The sequence below is a fragment of the Protofrankia sp. CiP1_Cm_nod1 genome (assembly GCF_920888515.1).
GTDB lineage: Bacteria > Actinomycetota > Actinomycetes > Frankiales > Frankiaceae > Protofrankia.
Genome location: NZ_CAKKTM010000326.1, coordinates 16,742 through 36,196, shown reverse-complemented (window position 1 = coordinate 36,196; position 19,455 = coordinate 16,742). Strand labels below are relative to the sequence as shown.

Sequence of the window (19,455 nt, the reverse complement as noted above, 5' to 3'; positions counted from 1 at the left end):
CGTCATCTGGCCGATAATCCAAGGGCGCGTCGGCTGCCGGCGGTGGTCCCGCTGGTCGTGCATCACAATGACCATGCCTGGACGGCGCCGGTCGAGGTGGCCGATCTGGTCGATCTGGACCCGGGTCTGACCGAGGCATGGCGGGATTACCTGCCTCGGTTTCGGTTCCTTCTCGACGACTTGGTCCGTGTCGACGCGGAGGTGCTGCGGGAACGGCCGTTGACGTCGTCGGTGCGGCTGACCTTGCTCCTCCTCAAGATCGCTCCGGGGAATCTGTCGCTGGGGAAGGACCTGTGGCCGTGGGTGGACGAGCTGCGCGCGGTCCTGGAAGGCCCTGACGGCAGGGAGGAGTTCACCGCGCTGCTGCGTTACATTGAGCTGGTCGGGGAGGCAGACACACGTGACCAGCTGCACGACCTGATGGCCGCTCTTGGCCCTGAGGCGGAGGAGGCCCACATGACCATCGCGGAGATGCTCCGCGCCGAAGGCCGCGTCGAAGGCCGCATCGAAGGCCGCGCCGAGACGCTGGTCCAGCTGCTGACCCTCAAGTTCGGCCCGCTTCCCGATGCGGTGCTGACCACCGTGCACAACGCCTCCGCCGACCAGCTCCAGGCCTGGACCGCCCGGGTCCTGACCGCTGACACGCTCGATCAGCTCCTCGACTGACCAGCAGCCCGCCACGACGGGCCTGTACGGTTCAAGGACGATCGGCGGCATCAGGCCGCCGCGGTGACGGACACCTCCCGGGGAATCCCGAGCTCCTCGATCAGGCCGACGAGCGTCTCGCGCAGGTCGTCCAACCCGTCCTGCCCGGTGGCCCCCTCGTATGGGCACCCACACCTGGACGCAGCTGCGCATGCGCGCACCAGACAGCGTCCTCGTCGCACTCGACGAGGATCGGGAGGGCGTTGGACAGGGCCTCCGATCGACAGCGGCGGCGAGCCCCATGCGACACGTGGTGTGACCGTGCGGCGTACGCGACTTTGTGGTGCGCACCGTGAGGAAATGCCGCTGGGATGTCAGGGACGGTATGCGCCGCGGCAGTGGTCGATGTCGAGGACCTGTATCTCCCGAGTGCCGTCGTCGATCCGGTAGCGGACACGGTACTCACCCCGTCGCGCCCGCCACAGCCCCTCGAAGGGCTTGCGCAGGGGGCTTCCGACGACGCGTGGACGATCCAGCAGCGGACCGGAGATGAGCTCCCACGCCGCGAAGGCCGCCGCCTCCGGCAGATGTTGGCTCAGGGCGCGGCGAGCGCCGGGCGAGAGGACCAGCCGGTAGGGCGGCCCTGCGCCGTCAGCCTTCACGCTGCTCGTGTCGTCGCCGCATGATCGCGGCTATTTCCGCGCCGGTTGTCACGTCACCGGCGGCGACGGCCTCGTCCGCCGCTCTGATCCTGGCCACGGCCGCTGGATCGGAGAGGAGTTCCAGTGTTGCCTCCATGGACGCCAGATCTTCGGCCGACATCAGGACGACGTACTCGCGGCCGTTGCGGGTGATGTGGACACGTTCGTGTGTGCGGTCGACCTCGTCGGCGATCTCTGACAGCCGGGCCTTGACGTCCGAGAGAGGCAGCGTCTGCATAGACCAGAATTCTAGTCTTTCGGCCGTCCGCTGTCGATCTCGTGATCGAGGCCGAGGCGCGGACCGGGAGCGGCGGCCTGCCCAGCGCCGGGCGGAGCGGCTCACCCGCCGGTCGACCGCTCGCGTGCGAGAGATCTGCCACCCGTACCTCGAGGCGACCGTCGGCCGGTCCGGCGCACCCCACGTCCACGGCGGCAGCGACACTACCGGTGCCGTCCGCGGCGTCGAGACCATCACGACCGGCCTGAGATGGAAGCGGTTGCTTGACCCGCTGGCCGTGATCGGCGAGGTGGACGCCGCCGGGCACGAGGCCTGCCGGGAGCTCGGGCCACAGCCGCTGCCAGCCTGACGAAGGCTGACGCCCGTCCGCCGACGCGACACCGCGGCATGCGGTCCCTGAGGTTCGTGCACGATCCGCTCAGCGGCCGAAGTATTCCCTCAGCGCCGAAAGCAGCCGGTCGATGTCGTTGTCGTCGTTGTACGGCGCCAGCCCGAGCCGCAGACCGCCGGCGTCACCGAGGCCGAGCCGATGGGAGGCCTCGTAGGCGTAGAAGGAGCCAGCGGGGGCGTTGATCCCGCGCTCGCCGAGGAAAGCCCGGATGTCCTGCGGGTCATGGCCATCGAAGGTCGTGAGGAGGGTTGGCGTGCGGCGGACCGCTCGTGACCAGAGCGTGACCCCGGGCAGCTGGCGCAGCCCCGTCTCGATCCGTTCGCGTAGGACGTCCTCGCGAGCCTGAAGCGCCGCCATCGAAGCGAGGAGCCTTCCGCGCCGGTCCGCGCCTGCGCCGGCCGCGCTGGGCGCCAGGTCGGCAAGGAAGTCGATGGCTGCCGTCGTGCCGGCCATCAGCTCGTAGGGGAGGGTGCCGAGCTCGAACCGCTCGGGCACGGCATCGGTCGCGGGCCACAGCTTGTCGGGGGAAAGCCGCTCGAGGAGATCGGGCCTGCCGTAGGTGACGCCGCAGTGGGGGCCGAGGAACTTGTAGGGGGAACAGGCGTAGAAGTCGGCGCCGAGGGCCGGTACGTCGATCGCCGCGTGCGCCGAGTAGTGCACAGCGTCGACGTGCAGCCAGGCTCCGACGGTGTGGGCCAGCTGGCTGATCGCGGCGATGTCGGGCATGGTGCCGATCAGGTTGGAGGCCGCCGTGACCGCGACCAGCCGCGTGGCGGGGGAGAGGACACGCTCGATCTGGTCCGGCTCGAGCTCGCCGGTCTCGGGGTCGAAGTCGGCGAACCGGACCGTCGCCCCGACCGCCCGCGCGGCGATCACCCAGGGCCGGACGTTGCCGTCGTGGTCGAGCCGTGTGACGACCACCTCGTCGGCCGGACCCCACCGTTTCGCGATCGTGCGGGCGAGGTCCATCGTGTTCTGCGTCATACTACGACCGAAGATCACGCCGTCCGGCTCGACGCCGAGGAAGTCGGCGAGGGCGGTACGGCAGGCGACGACTGCGTCCTCGGCGTTGCGCTCGGCGAGCGTCACGGTGCCACGGTTGGCCAGCGGGCGGATGAGCGTGTCGTGGACCGCCCGCGCCACGACATCGGGAGTTTGCGAGCCCCCCGGCCCGTCGAAGTGGGCGGCGCCAGCGGCGAGTGACGGGAAGCGGCTGCGGACCGCGGCGACGTCGTAGGCGGCGATGCCGTAAGCGGTAGCGGCGTCTGGGACGGTGTGGGGCTCGGTCACCACCCCAAGCCTGCCAGCACCGTTCGTCACCGTCGGGCCGTCCGTATCGGCACGGGACCGCGGGTGATCAGGACCTCAGGAGGAGGGCCGGCGGAGCCGTGCCGGTCACGGGGCCGATGGACGAGGCGTCACGGGGGCGCGGCGGGCGGCCGGCACACGGTCCTGCACCTGGAGAACGTCCTCACCGAGCCGCACGCGGTGACCATCCGTGACGGTCTGGAATTCCCGAACTATTTCGTGACCTGGGACGCCGGCCGGCCGACCGGCCCGGACGCACCCGGTTACGCCAAGACGATGTTCAGCCAGCTTGCCTGGTGGGCGGCCGCACTTCAGAAGGCACGCGCCGAGACACCCCATCCCGGCTGACCGCGATCACTCGGCGTGGCGAAGCCCCTGCCCGTCCGAAGCGAAGAAGAAGATCATGGTAATGAGGAAACAAGTGGCTGCCACAGCAGCCACTTACACACTCGTTCCGCTGAAGGAGCTGAAGGGGGTCGTGTGGTGGGTGGTGTGGGCAGGTTGGTCGGGTGTGGCGACGTGTGGTCCCGCCCCTGTGCCACCACCTGCCAACCGGGCGCGCGGTAGGTCATGACCACGAGGCGACCGGCATGGTGGCCACCTGGCGGCTGCCGAGGGCCATAGCATGGTCGCGATGCCGACCCTGCTGACCGTTCACCACACGCCCTCGCCGACCATGCAAGTGATGTTGGAAGCGGTGCTGGCCGGTAGCCGAGACGAGGCGATCGAGGGCGTCGATGTCGTCGTCAAGCCGGCCTTGGCGGCGACGGCTGTCGACGTGCTCGCCGCCGACGGCTACCTCCTCGGCACGCCGGCGAACATCGGCTACATGTCCGGCGCGCTCAAACACTTCTTCGACCAGATCTACTATCCGATCTTGGAAGCAACGGTTGGTCGCCCGTACGCCCTCTACGTCCATGGCAACAGCGACACGACCGGAGCGATCCGCGGGGTCGAGGCTATCGCGACCGGGTTGAGGTGGAAGCGCCTGCGCGAGCCGCTGTCGATCGTCGGCGAGGTAGACGCCGTGGGCCGAGAGGCGTGCCGGGAACTCGGAGCCACCGCGGCCGCATCACTGATGTTCGACTGATGTGAGCCAACCGACGTACTGTGGTAGATCCAGGGCGGCACACGGCATCGACCGAAGCCATCGCATCGTCGAGACGCCCATCCTCCTGATCGTCCACGACGCCGTCGCCCGCCCGGTGCGGACCGGCGACGCGGGCGAAACCGAGTGCCGCGCGGTTGTCGTGTCTGCGAGGATCGGGGCATGGACGAGACGCTCGTTGGCATCGCGACGCGTGACGCTGTCGCCGTGCTGCGTCAGGCAGGCGCCCAGTTCGCCTATCTGCACGGCAGCCGCGCCGTCGGGTGCCAGCGGGCGGAATCGGACATCGATATCGCCGCCTACTTCGGCGGGCCGCGGCCTCCGGACTCCTTCGACATACTCCTGCCACCCGGCGTCGACCTCCTTGTCCTCGACAACGCGCCGCTCGAGCTCGCGGGCAGGGTCGCGGCCGGCGGGCGGCTGCTCTTCGAGGACGACCGGGCCGCGCGGGTGCGCTGGGAGGCGATGACCAGAAAGATCTACTTCGACGAACTCCCGCGGATCACTCGGGCGCACCGCGAGTTCGCCGCAGCTCTTCTGGACCGGAGCGCATAGCAGGTGGTCGACGAGGCCCGGGTGCTACGCCTGCTCCGCGCGATCACCGACGACCTGTCCGTGCTCCGCCGCGAGTCGGATGCCAGCGATGAGCGCCGCGCGGACCCGATCTGGCTGCGCGGGGTGAAGTACACCTTCGTGACGGCGATCGAGGCCTGCGTCGACGTCGCGCAGCATATCTGTGCGACGCAGGGCTGGGGACCGCCGGCGGACAACGGCGATGCGGTCCGTCTCCTTGGCGTCCATGGAGCGCTGGCCTCTGCGCTCGCGCTGTCGCTCCGCAAGGCTGTCGGCTTCAGAAACGTCCTCGTCCACGACTACATCGACGTCAACGATGAGATCGTCGTTGCTCGGCTGAACGCCCTTGATGATCTTGACGAATTCGTCCGGGAAATAGCGGCGTACGTGTCTGTCGCCGGGGCGTAGCCGGGGGCCCGTGCGCGATCGCGGTCCGACCCCTGACGACGGCACAGGACAACCGGGTTCCGCTGGACGTGGAGGCCAACCTCATTGTCACGTAATGTAGCTAGCTGATGCACCCGAGTTCCGGGCGCTTCTGCGACCAGATCTACTATCCGTGCCCTGAGGCGACTATCGGCCGGCCGTACGCACTCCACGTCCATGGCGGCAGCGACATGACCGGCGCCGGCCGCGGTGTCGAAACCATCACGACCGGTCTGAAATGGAAACGCCTGCGCGGCCTGTTGGGAACTCGGGGCGACGGTCGCGGCCGGTCTGATGCCCGTGTGATCTGGACGGGCCAGGAAGATCGTCAGGGAAGGACGGCTGTTCGTCTTTGCGAGACGACGCGACGGCCGTCGATGGCCACTGGTGCTGGTGCCGACACTGGAAAGGAACCCGACGAATGGGTACGCGGTGCGTTGTTCTTGACATCGGGGGTGTGCTGGAGGTGACGCCGCCGACGGGATGGGTGCGGCGATGGGAGCAGGAGGCGGGGCTGGCGGCGGGCATTGTTCTCGAGCGCCTGCATGACGTTCTCCTCGCGGGCTCGGTGGGGACGATGTCAGAGGCTGAGGTGATCGCCGCGGCCCGCACACGGTTGAGTGTCCCCGAGGACCAGCTGACCAGCTTCTGGACTCTCGTGTGGGAGGAATACCTGGGGACGTTGAACGTCGAACTGTTCGCATGGTTCCGGGGGCTCCGGCCGCGATTTCGCACTGGAATTCTGAGTAACAGTTTCGTCGGTGCGCGCGAGCGTGAGCAGGAACGCTATGGCTTCGCAGACGTCACCGATGTGATCGTGTACTCCCACGAGGTCGGGTTTGCCAAGCCGGATCCGCGGGTGTACGCATTGACGTGCGAGCGGCTGGGAGCCGCTCCAGGCGACATGGTCTTTCTGGACGACACCCCTGCGGCCGTCGAGGGCGCTCGCGCGGCCGGTTGGCAGCCGGTTCTCTTCCGTGCCACCGCGCAGGCGATCGCGGACGTCGAGGCATGCCTGGCGATCTGATGGTCTGCGCCAGGCCGCCTGCTCCAGGTGATGAGTTGGGTGCGGTTCGTCGATTTTCACGCGGCGGGGGTGTCGGTGCTGCGCAGGATGTACAGGTCGTCGCCGAAGACGGCGGTGATCTGGATCCGGCATCCGAGGGCCTGGACGACGAAAATGACGCGGACCCCCACTCGTCCACAGCGCGAAGTTTAGCAAACCCTCGACATCCGAGCATCGGACCGGCGCGGCGGAGCCGGCTGCCCCCGACAGTGGAACGTCTGCCGGCAACGCCTCCCATCGCTCATCGATGCGACGAGGCGCGTAGCGTTGTCGCATGTTGTTTCGTGTGCCGGAGGTCGACGCGGCCGACGAGCGCGTGCTGGCCGAGCTCGAGCGGTTCCGCGGCGAGCTGCGCCACCAGGTCGTCGAGCCGCGCCGTTGGCTGGGGCAGCTGCGGCGCAGCCTGATCGCGGGCGCGATCCGGGGTTCGAACACGATCGAGGGCTACACCGTCGACGTGGCGGACGCCGAGGCGGTGGCGGCTGGCGAGGAGATGCCGACGGCACACGACGCGCAGACCCGTGCCGCGGTCACCGGCTACGCGGAAGCGTTGACCTACGTGCTCCAGGCCGCCCGGTTCGAGGTCTTCGCGTTCCACCCGATACTGCTGTCGGCACTGCACTTCATGATGCTTCGCGGTGACCTTGACAGGTCGCCCGGCCGGTACAGAGCAGGGCCGATCTGGGTGTCCGGCGCGCCGGACAACCCGCCGCTCTACACCGGGCCGGATGCCGAGCGCGTGCCGGAGCTCATGGACGAGCTGTGCCAGTGGCTCCAGAACGGGGACCAGGATGCCCCGGTCTTCGTCCGGGCCGCGATGGCACATCTGAACCTGGTCAGCATCCACCCATGGCGTGACGGCAACGGGCGGATGGCTCGCTGTCTACACACACTGGTGCTCGCCCGGCAGCTGATCCTCGCGCCGGAGTTCTCCAGCATCGAGGAGTGGCTCGGATCGTCCCCCCACAACACCGCGATGTACTACGCGGCGCTTGGAGATGCGCAGGGCGGGAGCTTCCAGCCGGAGCGCGACGCGCACGGCTGGCTGCGCTTCTGCCTGCGCGCCCACCACCTGCAGGCCCAGCTGGTCCAACGCCGCCTCGACATCGCGGCCGAAATCTGGAAAGTGCTGGCCGACCAGGTAGCGGCCGCCGGGCTCGGCGAGCGCACCGTCGCCGCCCTCTACGCGGCGACCCGGCCGGAGGGCGCGCGCCGCGCCACCTACATGCGCGACGAAGGGCTGACCCGCGACCAGGCGATCCGCGACCTGCAGGGGCTCAGGGCCGCCGGCCTGATCGAGGAGGCCGGCCATGGCCGCACGCAGCGCTACCTCGCCGCCGGCCCCGCCGCCCAGGCCGAGCGCTCCGTCCGCGTCGCGATCACCGCCCAGCCGCTTCGCGACCCCTACGGCGTCGACTGATTCCCTGGCCCGTATCCCTGATGATCAGGGTGCTGGCTCGGCCGCGGCCTGATCACCGCAGACCCCGAGCGTCAACCAGACCGGGGGCCGACCCTGCTATGGGAAGGGCAGCGAGCTGGCGACTCACAGCGCCGCCGCTCTCCGGCGGGTCAAGCACACCCTCAACAGGCGATCCCGCCCCACCCCAGGGAGCCGTCGTGTCACCCGCGGCTCCGCGCATGTGTTCCTCAGCTTGCCCGAGCAGGTGATCATGGAGCGCTTCGAGTGCGAGGAGGTTCGTGCCGTCCTGGCCAACATAGCGTCATGGTCGAACCTGCCGATCCAGGAGGACACGTCCGCCGGCGCCCACCCGTTCGGTGCCCTCCACGCCTGGAGCGGTCGGACGACCGCCCGAACGGTCGAGCGCACGCTGCGCCGCCAGGAGATCAGCGATCGTGTTCGCAGCCGTGTCTCGAAGGCCCGGCTCTCATAAGTACGGTTATGATAACTGTGCTTACGAGAATCGATGGGGAGTGGCTGATTGGTTACGCTGGAGCGTCCGGTGGACATGTTCGACCGGGAGTTCGAGTGGGACGCGCTGACACGGTTCGCGACGGACGACGCGATCGGCGCGACACTGGGGGTTGTGTCCGGCCGGCGTCGGCAGGGCAAGACGTTCCTGCTCCGCGCGCTGTGCGAGGCCACCGGTGGGTTCTTCTTCGGGGCGGACGAGGCCACGGACGGCGAGTCGTTGCGCCGGATCGGTAGTGCGTTGGCCGATCGGGTGGGCGCGCCGGCGCCGCTGATGTTCGATGACTGGTACCCCGTGTTCGACGCCCTGCTCGAACTGGGCCGCGAGCGTGCCATGCCGGTGGTGATCGACGAGTTCCCGTACCTTGTCCGGGCGAACCCGCGGCTGCCGTCGATCATCCAGAATGTGCTGGCGCCGCGGCGCTCGCAGCGCGACGAGAGCCGCACGCGCCTGTTGCTCTGTGGGTCCGCGATGTCGTTCATGGGCGGCCTGCTCGCGGGCGGTGCACCGCTGCGTGGCCGGGCCGGTCTCGAACTCGTCGTCGCGACGCTCGACCACCAGCTCGCGGCCCGGTTCTGGGGCGTCGACGACCCCGTGACCGCGCTGAAGGTCCACGCGATCGTCGGCGGCACCCCGGCCTACCGCCGCGAGTTCGCCCGCGATGACACTCCAGCCGGCCCCGACGACTTCGACGCCTGGGTAACCCGTACCGTGCTCTCGCCGACCAGCGCACTCTTCCGCGAGGGCCGCTACCTGCTCGCCGACGAGCCGGACCTGCGTGATACCGCGCTCTACCACTCGGTTCTCGCCGCGATCGCCGAGGGCAACGCGTCACGTGGCGGGATCGCGTCCTACCTCGGACGGAAGTCGGGGGATCTCGCCCATCCGCTCACCGTCCTGGCCGACTGTGGACTGATCACTCGGGAGCCGGACGCGTTCCGCGACAACCGCACGCAGTTCCGCATCGCCGAGCCGCTGGTGACCTTCTACCACGCCGTGATGCGACCCATGTGGTCCGATCTTGAGCACGCACGCGGTACCCGCCGGCTCGCCCAACTCTGGAAGATCGGCCAGCGCCGTTTCGTCGGCAACGTCCTCGGGCCGCACTTCGAGCGGGTGTGCCGATCCTGGACCGCGCACCACGCCGCGCCGGAACGATTCGGTGGAGGTCTCGTCAGCCGGGTTGCCACGGGCGTCGTCAACGACCCGTCCGCCCCCACCAGCCATCAACTCGACGTCGTCGCCTTCGGCTATGACGACGACCAGGAACGTCTCCTGATGATCGGTGAGGCCAAGTGGGGCGACACCATGGGCCTCGCCTACCTGGAACGGCTCAGGAGAATCCGGGAACTGCTCAGCGCCCAGGACCGCCCGGGTGCGGCCACCGCGCGACTCGCCTGTTTCAGCGTGGCGGGTTTCAGTGAACAACTGGTCGCGGCCGCCGGCCAGTCACCGGACATCCTGCTCGTCGGCCCGGCAGACCTTTACGAGCCGATCTGACGGGCGCCTTCCCTCGCCGCGCTCGCCCTCGCCTCTCCGTCTGTGTGTCACCGGCACGGTCCGTCGTTGCGACGAACTCATTAGGATCATGGCCGTGAAGGCGGACGTGGAAGACGCGATGATCGCTGTCCCGGCCGGGCGGGTGACGCTGTCGGACCGGCGAACGCGGCGGCGGTGGTCCGTCGAGCTCGCGCCATACCATCTCGCCGCGTTTCCGGTCACCCAGGCGCGGTACGCACAGGTCACCGGTGAGCGGCCCGGCGCCGCCCGGGGGGACCGGCTGCCCGTCGAGAGCGTTTCCTGGTGGGACGCCGTCCGGTTCTGCAATGCGATGTCACAACACGAGGGGCTGGCCCCCGCGTACGACATCCGTGCTGGCAGCGAGGATGTCGAATGGGATCTCTCGGCGGACGGGTACCGGCTGCCGACCGAGGCCGAGTGGGAACACGCCTGTCGTGCCGGCACCACAGGCCCACGGTATGGTCCGCTCGACGACATCGCCTGGTACCGCGCCAACTCGGACGAGCGCATCCACGAAGTGGGTGGCAGACAGTCCAACCCGTGGGGCCTGTACGACATGCTGGGTAACGTCTGGGACTGGTGCTGGGACATCTACGACATCGAGGTCTACGGCACATACCGGGTGTTGCGTGGCGGAGGGTGGTTCGACCAGCACTGGAGCTGCCGGGCGTCCGTGCGCCGCCGCGGCCATCCGAACTTCCAGGTCGACGACGTGGGGTTCCGCGTCGCGCGGTCCGTTCCCCGCTGACGCACGCGTCTTTGCCTCGATCGCCGGACGCCCCGCCGGGGTCTGCGGGCAGCGCCGTCACAGCGATCCGAGTCGTATCGCCCCGGTCAGCGTCGCCAGCGCTGTGGCCCGGGCGCGCGCTGGATGAGTGGCGTGGCCGGAGTTATCCCGGGTGCGGCCACATGATGGAGACTGGCGGAAAGGGTTGACCTTCACGTCCGCGTCAGGGTTTAGCGTCCGGCGACATGACCGGATTCCAGTCGTCCTCCGTTGTTTCGGACCAGCCGCCGGCTCTCGCCGGGGACAGCGTTGGTTGGCAGGTGCACCTGGCCGCCCGTCCCGTTGGGACGCCCACTCCCGCTGACTTCGCTCTCGTGAGGACGACGGTCCCGCCGCCGTCGGCGGGGCAGGTGCTCGTGCGCAATCTGTTCCTGTCCCTGGACGCGGGAGCGCGGCTACGGATGAGTGACGTCGGTGTGCCGATTCCGCTGTACGCGGTGGGCGCGGTGATGGACGGGGACGCCGTCGGGGAGGTCGTTCTCAGCGCCAGTCCGGATCTCGCCGTCGGCGATCTGGTTCACCATGGCATGGGGTGGCGCGAGTACGCGGTCGCCGACGCGGCGCGGTTCCGCCGGGTCGACGGCCGGGTCTTCCCGACGCTGTCCGCGCATCTCGCGCCGTATCTGACGGCGTGGGCCGGGCTGGTCGACGTTGCCGGGCTGACCGCCGGGGACACCGTCTTCGTCTCGGGAGCCGCCGGCGCGGTGGGCGGCCTTGCCGGCCAGATCGCCCGGCTGAAGGGTGCCGGCCGGGTCGTCGGCAGCGCCGGCTCGCCGGCCAAGGCCGCCCACCTGGTCGAGGAACTCGGTTTCGACGCCGCGTTCGACCACCACGACGGCCAGCTCGCCGACCGGCTCCGGCAGGCCGCTCCCGGCGGCGTCGACGTGTACTTCGACAACACCGGCGGCCCGCAGCTCGAGGCTGCGATCGAGGTGATGAACCCGCACGGCCGGATCGCGCTGTGCGGAGCGCTCGCGTCGCAGAACGGCGGTGCCGGCGCGGCCGGGCCGTCGAACCTGGTCCTCGCGATCGCCAAGCGGCTCAGACTGCGGGGATTCCTCACCAGTGACCACCTGAGCCGGACGGACCAGGCCCGGGCCGAGGTCGCCGAGTGGCTCCGGCAGGGACGCCTCCACCTCGACGAGACCGTCGTCGACAGCCTGGAGAACGCCCCGCGGGCCTTCGTCGACATGCTGGGTGGCGCGTACACCGGCAAGGTCGTCGTCCGGCTGTCGCGGTAGACCCGCCCGGCTACCGTTACCCGGGGAAGCCTCGGGGAGACGTCGGAGAAGTGTCGGGGCCGGCGTGGGGCCGGCGTGGGGCCGGCGTGGGGGAGAGGTGAGAACCATGCGGATCGGTGAACTGGCCCGCGCGGCCGGTACGACCACGCGCACGCTGCGGTACTACGAGGAGCAGGGGCTGCTCAGCCCACGGCGTGCCCCCAGCGGCTACCGGCTCTACGGCAGCGCGGACGTCACCCGGGTCGACAACATCCGCAAGCTGCTCGCGAGCGGGTTCACCGTCCGGGACACCTGTTCCTTCCTGGGTTTTCTCGACCGCCCGCTGCCGGCCCGTTTCCGTCCGGCGCCGATGTGCGAGGACGCGCTGGCGGTCGCCGCTCGCCGCCTCGCCTCACTCGACGAACGCATTGCCGCCCTGACCCAGCTCCGCAACCGCCTGGCGAGCCGCCTCCCCGAACTGACGGTGAACAGCATGGATGACGATACGATGGCTAATGTGGACGGCAGTTCTTCGGTATCGGCAGCGATGACGTTGGTGAACGAGGGGGATGGCGTGGTCGCCGTGGCCGAGACGAACATGCCCACGCTCACAACCGACCTGGTACGTACCACACCGGAAAACGTCAGGTGATAAGGATTGCTGGCCGTCCGCTGCCAGCGCGCCGCCGTATCCTGCCGAAATTCATGAGACCTCGGCCATAATCCGTTCGCCATCGCCGCGGGTAAGGCGGCCGCGATTACTCATTATGTAGTACCCCGGGACGCCAATGGCTTTGAGGCTTTTCGTTACATCTTTCAGGTCATCCCGGACGTCTTTTCTCCCGCGAGGCATCCGCTCCTTCGGGTCACCGGTGGCATGATGATCGTCTATTTGTTTCCAGTACTCGTAACCGAGCCTCCTGAACTCCTCCAACGGGGCGTCGACACCCGGTTTCGCTCGCCACTTCCTGCCGGTGACGTCCATTTCCTGGCGGGCGGTTTAGATGACGGGGCTGATCCGGTGCTCTTTCCCGGGCCTGTGTGGCGAGGGGCTACGTGTCCATGCGCTGGCCTCGAAGCACACCGTCAGCCAGAGGGCCTCGGTGATGTCGAGTATCACATCGCCCACGACAGGGGTATGTGTGAATGTGTGATGGCGTCGCGTAAACCCGCGGACACAGGGCGAGAGGCGAGCTCACGGGCCAGTCCATCGAACCGCAGGTCCTCGGGTGATATGTGCTGGGGCTCCCATCCATACGGACCCGCCTGCTCCCAGCGGTCCGGTCGTTCCGCATGCGCGGTGTGTCCAGCGCTTGTTGGATCTCGACTGTGGTTACTGTGAGTGTGCGGAATCTTGGTCGTGCCGCGGCTACCCGGGATGGCCGTGCCCACGTGGGAGACCAGCGGTTCAGCCCTGTGATTCATCCGAGGCCTCGTTTCGGCAACGTGCGGCCTACATGGTTGCCTCGTGTCGGCGGCGGTTGGCCTGTCTTTCCATCGTTCCCCGTGTGAGTCGTCGAGGCATCGGGAGGGCCGTCAGGTCGGGGTGGCGGAGGTGGAACGGCACCGAGATCCCGCTACCGGAATTAGATGTCGGTGCGCGTCTGTACGGTGCCGCTATGTCGAGTTCGTCCTCGCCGCATGACGCGGTGTTTCGCCGGATCCTCGGTGCGCCGTCGAACGCGGCGTCGCAGCTGCGTGCGACGTTGCCGTCGGCTCTCGTCGAGCGGCTTGACCTCGATCGGCTGGTCCTTGTTCCTGGCAGTCTGGTCGATGCCACGCTGCGGTGGCGGCATACTGACCTGCTGTTCACCGCTCCGCTCGACGGTCGTGAGGCGTTCATCTACGTTCTCATCGAGCATCAGAGCAGTAACGATCCGCTCATGGCGTTCCGGATGCTGCGCTACGTCGTGCGTGTCTGGGATCGTTATCTGGCCGATCATCCCGGAGCGGTTCGGTTGCCGGTGGTGGTCCCGCTGGTCGTGCACCACAACGAGCATGCATGGACCGCCCCGGTTCAGGTGCTTGACCTGGTCGACCTGGACCCGGAGCTCACCGACGCCTGGGGGGAGCACCTGCCCCGGTTCCAGTTCCTCCTTGACGATCTGGTTCGCGTCGACGAGCGGGTGCTGCGGGAGCGGCCGCTGACCCATTCGGTGCGGCTCACCCTGCTCCTTCTCAAGATCGCCCCTGGCAATCCCCGGCTGGGTCTGGACCTTTGGCCGTGGGTGGACGAACTGCGCGCGGTTCTCGAGGGCCCTGACGGCAGGGAGGAGTTCGCCGCTCTGCTGCGTTACATTGAGCTGGTCGGCGAGGCGGACGCCCGTGACCAGTTGCATGATCTGATCGTCGCTCTTGGTCCGGAGGCGGAGGAGACCTACATGACCATCGCAGAGATGCTTCGTGCCGAGGGCCGTCAGGAGGGCCGTCAGGAAGGCCGTCAGGAAGGCCGCGTCGAGACGCTTGTCCAGCAGCTGACTCTCAAGTTCGGCCCGCTTCCCGAGGCCGTGCTCACCACCGTGCGCAACGCCTCCGCCGACCAGCTCCAGACCTGGACCGCCCGCGTCCTGACCGCTGACACCCTCGACCAGCTCCTCCGCTGACCGGCTGCCACGCCACGGCGAGCCCTGCCCGTCGATCTGGTGATCTGTGTGGAGATCCCCATCCTCCGCCCACGGGCCGAGGGGTTCGTCGGTGTGTCCGTGACCTCGCGGCACCGCGGCGTCGTTCCGTTCGGCCTCGGCCGGCTGACGTCGGCTCGCTGACGCTGGGAAGCGCTGGAAGATGGTCGGTGGGATGAGCGCGACGCCTGTTGCCAAGGAGGTTGCGGCTGCTCGCGGTGGCCGGAACCTGTTCGACCGTTTCCTCGTGGGCCGGACAGGGCGATGACGCGGCCGACGGGCGTGCGAGAGCCCGCCGCCGGCCGTCGGCGTCAGCGGCCGAGGCCGGCGTCGCGGGCCTTGATGATGGCGGCGGTCCGGTCCGGAACCGCCAGTTTGACCAGGATCTGCGAGATGTGGTTGCGCACGGTCTTCTCGGCGAGGAACAGCTTGCCGGCGATCTGCCGGTTGCCGTCTCCTGCCGCGGCGAGTGTAAGCACTTCGCGTTCGCGGGCGCTCAGCTGTGGGAAGGGAAGGTTGGGTCTGGTGGCTTCGCGTAGTCCGATCAGCCGGCGGGCCATCCCGTCGCCGAAGAAGGCGTGGCCACGGGCGACCGACCGTACCGCCTGCACGATGTCGTCGCGGTCGGCGCTCTTGAGCAGGTAGCCGAGCGCGCCGGCATCGAGCGCGGCCTGAAGGGCGTTGTCGTCGGCGTGCATGGTCAGGATGAGGACGGCGACGGACGGGAAGCGCTCGCCGATCTGGCGGGCGGCTTCGGTCCCGTCCATCTTGGGCATGGTGAGATCAGTGAGGACGACATCCGGCGTGTGCCGGGCGACGGCTTCCAGGAGCTCCTGTCCGTCGGCGGCGTCGCCGACGACCTCGACCTCGTCGGTGGCCTCCAGCGCCGCGCCGAGCCCGAACCGGTACATGGGGTGGTCGTCCGCGATGACGACCCGGATCGGCCGCTCGGCCCGTGGTGTGGTCATGCTGCCCTCCGTGGCTGGCCCGCCAGCGGGAGTGTGGCCAGGACGATGGTCCCGGGCTGGGCATCGATGAATGCCAGCGTTCCACGGAGGTTCGTGGCGCGTTGCGTCATGCTCTCGATCCCGACACCTACCGGTCGCGGTGCCCCGGTGATTCCTCGGCCGTTGTCCTGGACGGCCAGGATGAGCGCTTCGGCCCCGCTGTCGACCGTGAGCCGGACTGTCGCGGCGCCGGCGTCGGCGTGGCGGACCACGTTGGTCAGTGCTTCGACTGCTATCAGGTAGGCCGCGTTCTCCACATCCGTGGGCAGCCGCGGTAGTTCGCCAGTTATTTCGACCCTGACCGGCAGCCGCGCGGCCAGGGTGCCCGCGTGTCGCCGCAGCGCCTCGACGAGGCCGGCCTCGTCGAGCGCGCCGGGCCGCAGGACGCCCTCCACGACCGCGCGGAGCAGCTCCGGCTCGTCGGTCGCCGCGACACTGTCGCCCAGCCGGGCGACGGCCTGCATCGGGTCGCGCCGGTCCCCGTAGACGAACCGGTCGACGAGGTGCTGCAGCCGGTTCCGAGCCGGGGTGAGCCCGACGGCCACCAGCGCCGCCGCGAGGACACCGGGCAGCCCGCCGCCGCCGAGCCCCGTGCCGCCGGCGGCGGTCACCGCCAGGTAGGTCCCGCTGACAGCGGCGGTCAGCACGGCGTAGACCAGGGTGCGGCGCAGCACGACCTGGATGCCGAACAGGTTGTGCCGGAAGACGCCGACCGCGATCGCCACCGGTAGCAGGCAGCTGAGCAGCGCGAGCTGGGCACGGCCGAGGAAGAAGGTGCCGCCGAACACCGGCACGACCGCGGCGGCCAGCCAGGCGAGCTGCGCCCGTTCCGCGCCGGCCGCCCGCGCCAGACGGACGGCAGTGTGCGCCCAGATGGCTACCAACGACACCACGAAGACGACCGCGGCCACGGCGAACGGCGGTAGGTACAGCCAGTCCGGGAGCCGCAGCGGCGACTCGCCGTCGGGGATGACGTCATCATAGGAGCTGGGGAACAGGTCCGTCGTCGCAACCAGGACCGCCAGCGAGCCGGCGGAGGCGACAGCCAGACGGCGCTGCCACCGCTCGCGGCCGTTGGCTGCGGTCCCTCCCACGAGTCGGATCGCCCGCGGCCCGGCCCGGGCTCCGACTCGGCGTCTGGTCAGTCCGGCTCCGGTCAGTCCTTCAACTCGGAGTCCGGCCAGTCCGGCGGGGTGAGCTACACGGAACTGCTCGGCAGGTCGGTCAACGATCCGCTGATCGTCAGGTACTCGACCGAGAACGGGTGCGAGCTCTACGGTTCCCAGCGCCAGTGCAGACTGGCCGGGACCATCCTGTTCTACAGGGACAGCGGCCGGATCCATCAGGTCAAGATGTATGGCCCAGGCATCGGCGGAACCCGCGCCTACCAGGGGGACCTTCCGCGCGGCCTCCAGTGGAGTGACTCCCATGCCGCGGTCGTCGCCAAGCTCGGTCAGCCGGTCAAGGTGGTGCAGGCGACCACGAGCACGCTGCCGTGGGCGGATTTCGGCTCCGGTCGGACGCTTCTCATCGTCACCTACAACCGAGAGGGCAGCGTAATCCACGACGTCCAGGCCGGCGAACGGGCCTGACCGATGCTGATCGACCGCGCGCGGGTGACAGCCGCGCTACCCGTCTACGAGCTGGGTGCCGAACTCGGCGCCGGAAACTTCGGCCTGGTGCTCGCTGGCCGGCACCGCCGCCTGGACCGCGAGGTAGCGGTCAAGATCCTCGCCGCGGCCCACGAAGGCGCCGAGGCCGGCTTCGAAGCAGAGGCCCGGCTGCTGGCCACTATGGACCACCCACACGTCGTCCGGGTCTACGACTACATCGAGCATGACGGCCTCTGTCTGATCATCATGGAGCTGCTGGCCGGCGGGACTCTGACCCGTCGGCGCGGAACGGGCCTTTCCCTGGAGGACTCCTGCGCGGTGGGGCTGGCCGTCGCCGAGGCCCTGACCTGCGCGCATGCCCTGGGGGTGCTACAGCGCGACGTCAAGCTGGACAACATCCTGTTCGACGCGAACAGCCTGCTGAAAGTCACCGGCTTCGGAATCGCAAAGATTTTCAAGGGATCGGCGGCGACCGCCAGCATGGTGGCCGGAACCCCGAAGTACATGGCCCCCGAACAGATCATCGGCGGCCGGCTCGAACCAGCCACCGACATCTACGCCCTCGCCGTCGTCCTCTACGAGCTGCTGACCGGAGCGCCACCGTTCGACCCAAAACTGCCCCTCCACGCGCTCTACCACCAGCATCTGAACGTCATGCCCGCCCGGCCGGCCGGCGTGTGCCAGACGCCGTGGCGGATGTCGTCATGCGCGCACTGGCGAAGGACCCGGCCCAGCGCCACCCCAGCGCCCATTACTTCGCGGCCAGTTTCGCCCACGCGGCCACCGCCAGCCTTCGGCCAGGCTGGCTCTCCCGGACCAGCATCCAGCCCCGTCTCAGTACCGAGGTCCGCGAGGCCGCCGAAGGCCAGGCCATACCCCCGCTCGCAGCTCTGCACGTACCGTTATTGCTACCGCGCCACCCGGCACCACTGGACCCACCGGTTCCCCTGTCACTGCCGGCCTCGCAGGCTCCCCCGACTGTCCCTCCCGACGCGGCGCCGTTCCCGACCGTGGCCACAGGTATGGCGCAGTCACCTCCACGATCACCACAATCACCCGGCTGGTCGCCGGACCCGCCGCCCGGACCCGCCGCACGGCGCCGCGGCCGGCCGTTCGCGGCCCTGTCCCGGCCACTCACCGCACCGGCCAGCCGCCAACGGAGATTCCCGCGTCGCCCCTGGATCGCCGCTGTCGCGCTGCTCCTCGCGGCGGTTTCCGCGGCCTCTGCCGTCGTGGTCACCCGGCCCGACAGCCGGCCCAACAGCCCAAAGCCGCGCAACGTCATACCAACCCTGTCTCCGCGTAGCTCGACGGCACTCGCGACGCCCAGCCCGGTGCCCGCCAAGCTGAAGCACCTCGCCACCCTCGCAGGCCACGACGGACGGGTGCTGACGGCGAGCTTCTCGCCCGACAGCACGGTTATCGCGACTGCGGGCGCGGATGACACCGTGATTCTCTGGTCCCTGTCGGACCCGAGTCTCCCTACTCGTGTCAAGACGATTTCCGAACAGGTCGACGACGTGAGCACGATCGTGTTCTCAGCACACCAGCCGAGGCTTTTCACCAGCGGCAGGCGAGCGGTCCGCTGGGATTTCACGAACTCAACATCCACCTGGGAAATCCTATCCACCGATCTTCCGTCGCCGTCGTCGCTGGCGGTCTCCCGGGACGATAGCTCCCTGGCGATGGCCGGAGGATTCAAGGTGGCGGTGCTCGACCTGGTGGCGGATCCCCCCGTGCCCGCACCCACAGCCACGCTGGACGTCACGAAGGCGATCGGCGGGCTCGCTTTCACTCCTGACCTGGGCATGCTGGCGTCCAGCCATGACGGCCTCCTCGCGCTGTGGGACACGTCAACCGCCGGTCGGGCACCCCGGATAGCCACCCTCCCCTCCGGCCTTCGCCTCGACGACATCTTCAAGCCCAAGCTGACCTTCTCGCCAAACGGGCGCATGCTGGCGGTCGGAACTCTCCTCGGTTTCGAGATATGGGACGTAGAAGAACCGCGCCGACCAGCCCGGGTCGCGACAAACGACTACACGAGAAAGGGCTACTATATCCACTCGCTTGCGTTCTCGCCGGATTCCTTGAACCTGGCCGTCGCCGTCACCTCCGTCGAGGATCCTCGGGTCAAGCTGACGGTGTGGGATGTAGCGAACCCGGTGGAGCCGGTCCGCTACGTCGAGACCAGCCACAATGCCGGGGTGGAGTGCGTCGTGTTCTCCCCCAACGGAAAGAACATCGCCGTCGCCGGAAGGGACGGAACCGTGAGCCTGTGGGCGGTGGTGTGAAGCGATGG

23 protein-coding genes and 2 pseudogenes are annotated in these 19,455 nt (G+C 68.9%); 18 read left to right on the top strand and 7 right to left on the bottom strand.

Annotated features, from left to right (window positions below; genetic code table 11):
• The coding region (locus NBX02_RS14720) for an Rpn family recombination-promoting nuclease/putative transposase (protein WP_250291774.1) at window positions 1–666 on the top strand (666 nt) is incomplete at its 5' end.
• A gap of 50 nt (window positions 667–716) precedes the next feature.
• On the opposite strand, the gene NBX02_RS14715 is transcribed toward NBX02_RS14720, so the two are convergent.
• From NBX02_RS14715 to NBX02_RS14705, 3 genes are all read right to left on the bottom strand, one after another.
• Entirely contained in the window at window positions 717–866 is a 150-nt protein-coding gene (locus tag NBX02_RS14715; RefSeq protein ID WP_250282738.1) for a hypothetical protein, read from the bottom strand.
• Window positions 867–1,019: 153 nt separating this feature from the next.
• Complete coding sequence (locus NBX02_RS14710) at window positions 1,020–1,307, bottom strand: type II toxin-antitoxin system RelE family toxin (protein WP_250282737.1); 288 nt, start codon at window positions 1,305–1,307, stop codon at window positions 1,020–1,022.
• Window positions 1,297–1,584, bottom strand: a complete 288-nt coding sequence (locus NBX02_RS14705) for a type II toxin-antitoxin system Phd/YefM family antitoxin (protein ID WP_250282735.1) — start codon at window positions 1,582–1,584, stop codon at window positions 1,297–1,299. The genes NBX02_RS14710 and NBX02_RS14705 overlap by 11 nt, the downstream gene beginning before the upstream one ends.
• 124 nt (window positions 1,585–1,708) lie before the next feature.
• Here NBX02_RS14705 and NBX02_RS14700 point away from each other — a divergent pair, with 124 nt between their 5' ends.
• Window positions 1,709–1,933, top strand: a complete 225-nt coding sequence (locus NBX02_RS14700; protein ID WP_250282732.1) for a flavodoxin — start codon at window positions 1,709–1,711, stop codon at window positions 1,931–1,933.
• Window positions 1,934–2,002: 69 nt separating this feature from the next.
• Here NBX02_RS14700 and NBX02_RS14695 read toward each other — a convergent pair whose 3' ends face one another.
• Window positions 2,003–3,265, bottom strand: a complete 1,263-nt coding sequence (locus tag NBX02_RS14695; protein ID WP_250291772.1) for a cysteine desulfurase-like protein — start codon at window positions 3,263–3,265, stop codon at window positions 2,003–2,005.
• A gap of 129 nt (window positions 3,266–3,394) precedes the next feature.
• Here NBX02_RS14695 and NBX02_RS14690 point away from each other — a divergent pair.
• The 12 genes and pseudogenes from NBX02_RS14690 to NBX02_RS14640 form a co-directional block, all read left to right on the top strand.
• Window positions 3,395–3,631: pseudogene (locus NBX02_RS14690) on the top strand (NADPH-dependent oxidoreductase); the annotation flags it as partial.
• 277 nt (window positions 3,632–3,908) lie between these two features.
• On the top strand, window positions 3,909–4,373 hold the full coding sequence (locus tag NBX02_RS14685) for a flavodoxin family protein (protein WP_250282726.1): 465 nt from the start codon (window positions 3,909–3,911) through the stop codon (window positions 4,371–4,373).
• A 180-nt stretch (window positions 4,374–4,553) separates the two neighbouring features.
• Window positions 4,554–4,946, top strand: a complete 393-nt coding sequence (locus NBX02_RS14680) for a nucleotidyltransferase domain-containing protein (protein ID WP_250282724.1) — start codon at window positions 4,554–4,556, stop codon at window positions 4,944–4,946.
• Between the two features lie 3 nt (window positions 4,947–4,949).
• Window positions 4,950–5,372: a type VII toxin-antitoxin system HepT family RNase toxin gene (gene hepT, locus NBX02_RS14675; RefSeq protein ID WP_250282722.1), complete on the top strand. Its 423-nt coding sequence runs from the start codon at window positions 4,950–4,952 to the stop codon at window positions 5,370–5,372.
• 128 nt (window positions 5,373–5,500) lie between these two features.
• Window positions 5,501–5,696: pseudogene (locus NBX02_RS23230) on the top strand (flavodoxin); the annotation flags it as partial.
• A 151-nt stretch (window positions 5,697–5,847) separates the two neighbouring features.
• Window positions 5,848–6,417, top strand: a complete 570-nt coding sequence (locus NBX02_RS14670) for an HAD-IA family hydrolase (RefSeq protein ID WP_250282719.1) — start codon at window positions 5,848–5,850, stop codon at window positions 6,415–6,417.
• A 313-nt stretch (window positions 6,418–6,730) separates the two neighbouring features.
• The gene (locus tag NBX02_RS14665; protein ID WP_250291769.1) at window positions 6,731–7,876 is read left to right on the top strand and encodes a Fic family protein; all 1,146 of its coding nucleotides are present in this window, start codon (window positions 6,731–6,733) and stop codon (window positions 7,874–7,876) included.
• Window positions 7,877–8,108: 232 nt separating this feature from the next.
• Window positions 8,109–8,348 carry a hypothetical protein gene (locus NBX02_RS14660; RefSeq protein ID WP_250282714.1) on the top strand — a complete coding sequence of 80 codons (240 nt, stop codon included), beginning with the start codon at window positions 8,109–8,111 and terminating at the stop codon, window positions 8,346–8,348.
• Between the two features lie 57 nt (window positions 8,349–8,405).
• Window positions 8,406–9,887 carry an AAA family ATPase gene (locus NBX02_RS14655; protein ID WP_445548444.1) on the top strand — a complete coding sequence of 494 codons (1,482 nt, stop codon included), beginning with the start codon at window positions 8,406–8,408 and terminating at the stop codon, window positions 9,885–9,887.
• An 88-nt stretch (window positions 9,888–9,975) separates the two neighbouring features.
• Entirely contained in the window at window positions 9,976–10,656 is a 681-nt protein-coding gene (locus NBX02_RS14650; protein WP_250282709.1) for a formylglycine-generating enzyme family protein, read from the top strand.
• A gap of 224 nt (window positions 10,657–10,880) precedes the next feature.
• The gene (locus NBX02_RS14645; RefSeq protein WP_250282707.1) at window positions 10,881–11,936 is read left to right on the top strand and encodes an NADP-dependent oxidoreductase; all 1,056 of its coding nucleotides are present in this window, start codon (window positions 10,881–10,883) and stop codon (window positions 11,934–11,936) included.
• Window positions 11,937–12,042: 106 nt separating this feature from the next.
• Entirely contained in the window at window positions 12,043–12,567 is a 525-nt protein-coding gene (locus tag NBX02_RS14640) for a MerR family transcriptional regulator (protein ID WP_250282705.1), read from the top strand.
• Between the two features lie 51 nt (window positions 12,568–12,618).
• On the opposite strand, the gene NBX02_RS14635 is transcribed toward NBX02_RS14640, so the two are convergent.
• On the bottom strand, window positions 12,619–12,900 hold the full coding sequence (locus NBX02_RS14635) for a hypothetical protein (protein WP_250282702.1): 282 nt from the start codon (window positions 12,898–12,900) through the stop codon (window positions 12,619–12,621).
• Between the two features lie 634 nt (window positions 12,901–13,534).
• On the opposite strand from NBX02_RS14635, the gene NBX02_RS14630 reads away from it, so the two are divergent.
• Window positions 13,535–14,518 carry an Rpn family recombination-promoting nuclease/putative transposase gene (locus tag NBX02_RS14630; protein ID WP_250282701.1) on the top strand — a complete coding sequence of 328 codons (984 nt, stop codon included), beginning with the start codon at window positions 13,535–13,537 and terminating at the stop codon, window positions 14,516–14,518.
• A 329-nt stretch (window positions 14,519–14,847) separates the two neighbouring features.
• Here the strand turns inward: NBX02_RS14630 and NBX02_RS14625 are convergent, their stop codons facing one another.
• Window positions 14,848–15,504 carry a response regulator gene (locus NBX02_RS14625; RefSeq protein ID WP_250282698.1) on the bottom strand — a complete coding sequence of 219 codons (657 nt, stop codon included), beginning with the start codon at window positions 15,502–15,504 and terminating at the stop codon, window positions 14,848–14,850.
• The gene (locus NBX02_RS14620) at window positions 15,501–16,637 is read right to left on the bottom strand and encodes an ATP-binding protein (protein ID WP_250291767.1); all 1,137 of its coding nucleotides are present in this window, start codon (window positions 16,635–16,637) and stop codon (window positions 15,501–15,503) included. The genes NBX02_RS14625 and NBX02_RS14620 overlap by 4 nt, the downstream gene beginning before the upstream one ends.
• A 99-nt stretch (window positions 16,638–16,736) precedes the next feature.
• Between NBX02_RS14620 and NBX02_RS14615 the strand changes: the two genes are divergently transcribed.
• Genes NBX02_RS14615 through NBX02_RS14605 form a run of 3 tightly spaced genes read left to right on the top strand, consistent with a single transcriptional unit; the run spans window position 16,737 to window position 19,447 of the window.
• Window positions 16,737–17,135, top strand: coding sequence for a hypothetical protein (locus NBX02_RS14615; protein ID WP_250282695.1), 399 nt, complete (start codon window positions 16,737–16,739; stop codon window positions 17,133–17,135).
• 3 nt (window positions 17,136–17,138) lie between these two features.
• Window positions 17,139–18,506 carry a protein kinase domain-containing protein gene (locus tag NBX02_RS14610; RefSeq protein WP_250282691.1) on the top strand — a complete coding sequence of 456 codons (1,368 nt, stop codon included), beginning with the start codon at window positions 17,139–17,141 and terminating at the stop codon, window positions 18,504–18,506.
• The gene (locus NBX02_RS14605; protein WP_445548441.1) at window positions 18,389–19,447 is read left to right on the top strand and encodes a WD40 repeat domain-containing protein; all 1,059 of its coding nucleotides are present in this window, start codon (window positions 18,389–18,391) and stop codon (window positions 19,445–19,447) included. Before NBX02_RS14610 ends, NBX02_RS14605 begins: the two co-directional genes overlap by 118 nt.
• Window positions 19,448–19,455: the final 8 nt, after the last annotated feature.

Excerpts from the sequence above, each read along its gene's own strand:
- NBX02_RS14650 (WP_250282709.1), top strand. The coding sequence starts at position 9,976 with ATGGCCGTGAAGGCGGACGTGGAAGACGCGATGATCGCTGTCCCGGCC.
- NBX02_RS14685 (WP_250282726.1), top strand. The coding sequence starts at position 3,909 with ATGGTCGCGATGCCGACCCTGCTGACCGTTCACCACACGCCCTCGCCG.
- NBX02_RS14705 (WP_250282735.1), bottom strand. The coding sequence starts at position 1,584 with ATGCAGACGCTGCCTCTCTCGGACGTCAAGGCCCGGCTGTCAGAGATC.
- NBX02_RS14630 (WP_250282701.1), top strand. The coding sequence starts at position 13,535 with ATGTCGAGTTCGTCCTCGCCGCATGACGCGGTGTTTCGCCGGATCCTC.
- NBX02_RS14610 (WP_250282691.1), top strand. The coding sequence starts at position 17,139 with ATGCTGATCGACCGCGCGCGGGTGACAGCCGCGCTACCCGTCTACGAG.
- NBX02_RS14625 (WP_250282698.1), bottom strand. The coding sequence starts at position 15,504 with ATGACCACACCACGGGCCGAGCGGCCGATCCGGGTCGTCATCGCGGAC.
- NBX02_RS14635 (WP_250282702.1), bottom strand. The coding sequence starts at position 12,900 with ATGGACGTCACCGGCAGGAAGTGGCGAGCGAAACCGGGTGTCGACGCC.
- NBX02_RS14680 (WP_250282724.1), top strand. The coding sequence starts at position 4,554 with ATGGACGAGACGCTCGTTGGCATCGCGACGCGTGACGCTGTCGCCGTG.
- NBX02_RS14640 (WP_250282705.1), top strand. The coding sequence starts at position 12,043 with ATGCGGATCGGTGAACTGGCCCGCGCGGCCGGTACGACCACGCGCACG.
- NBX02_RS14645 (WP_250282707.1), top strand. The coding sequence starts at position 10,881 with ATGACCGGATTCCAGTCGTCCTCCGTTGTTTCGGACCAGCCGCCGGCT.
- NBX02_RS14665 (WP_250291769.1), top strand. The coding sequence starts at position 6,731 with ATGTTGTTTCGTGTGCCGGAGGTCGACGCGGCCGACGAGCGCGTGCTG.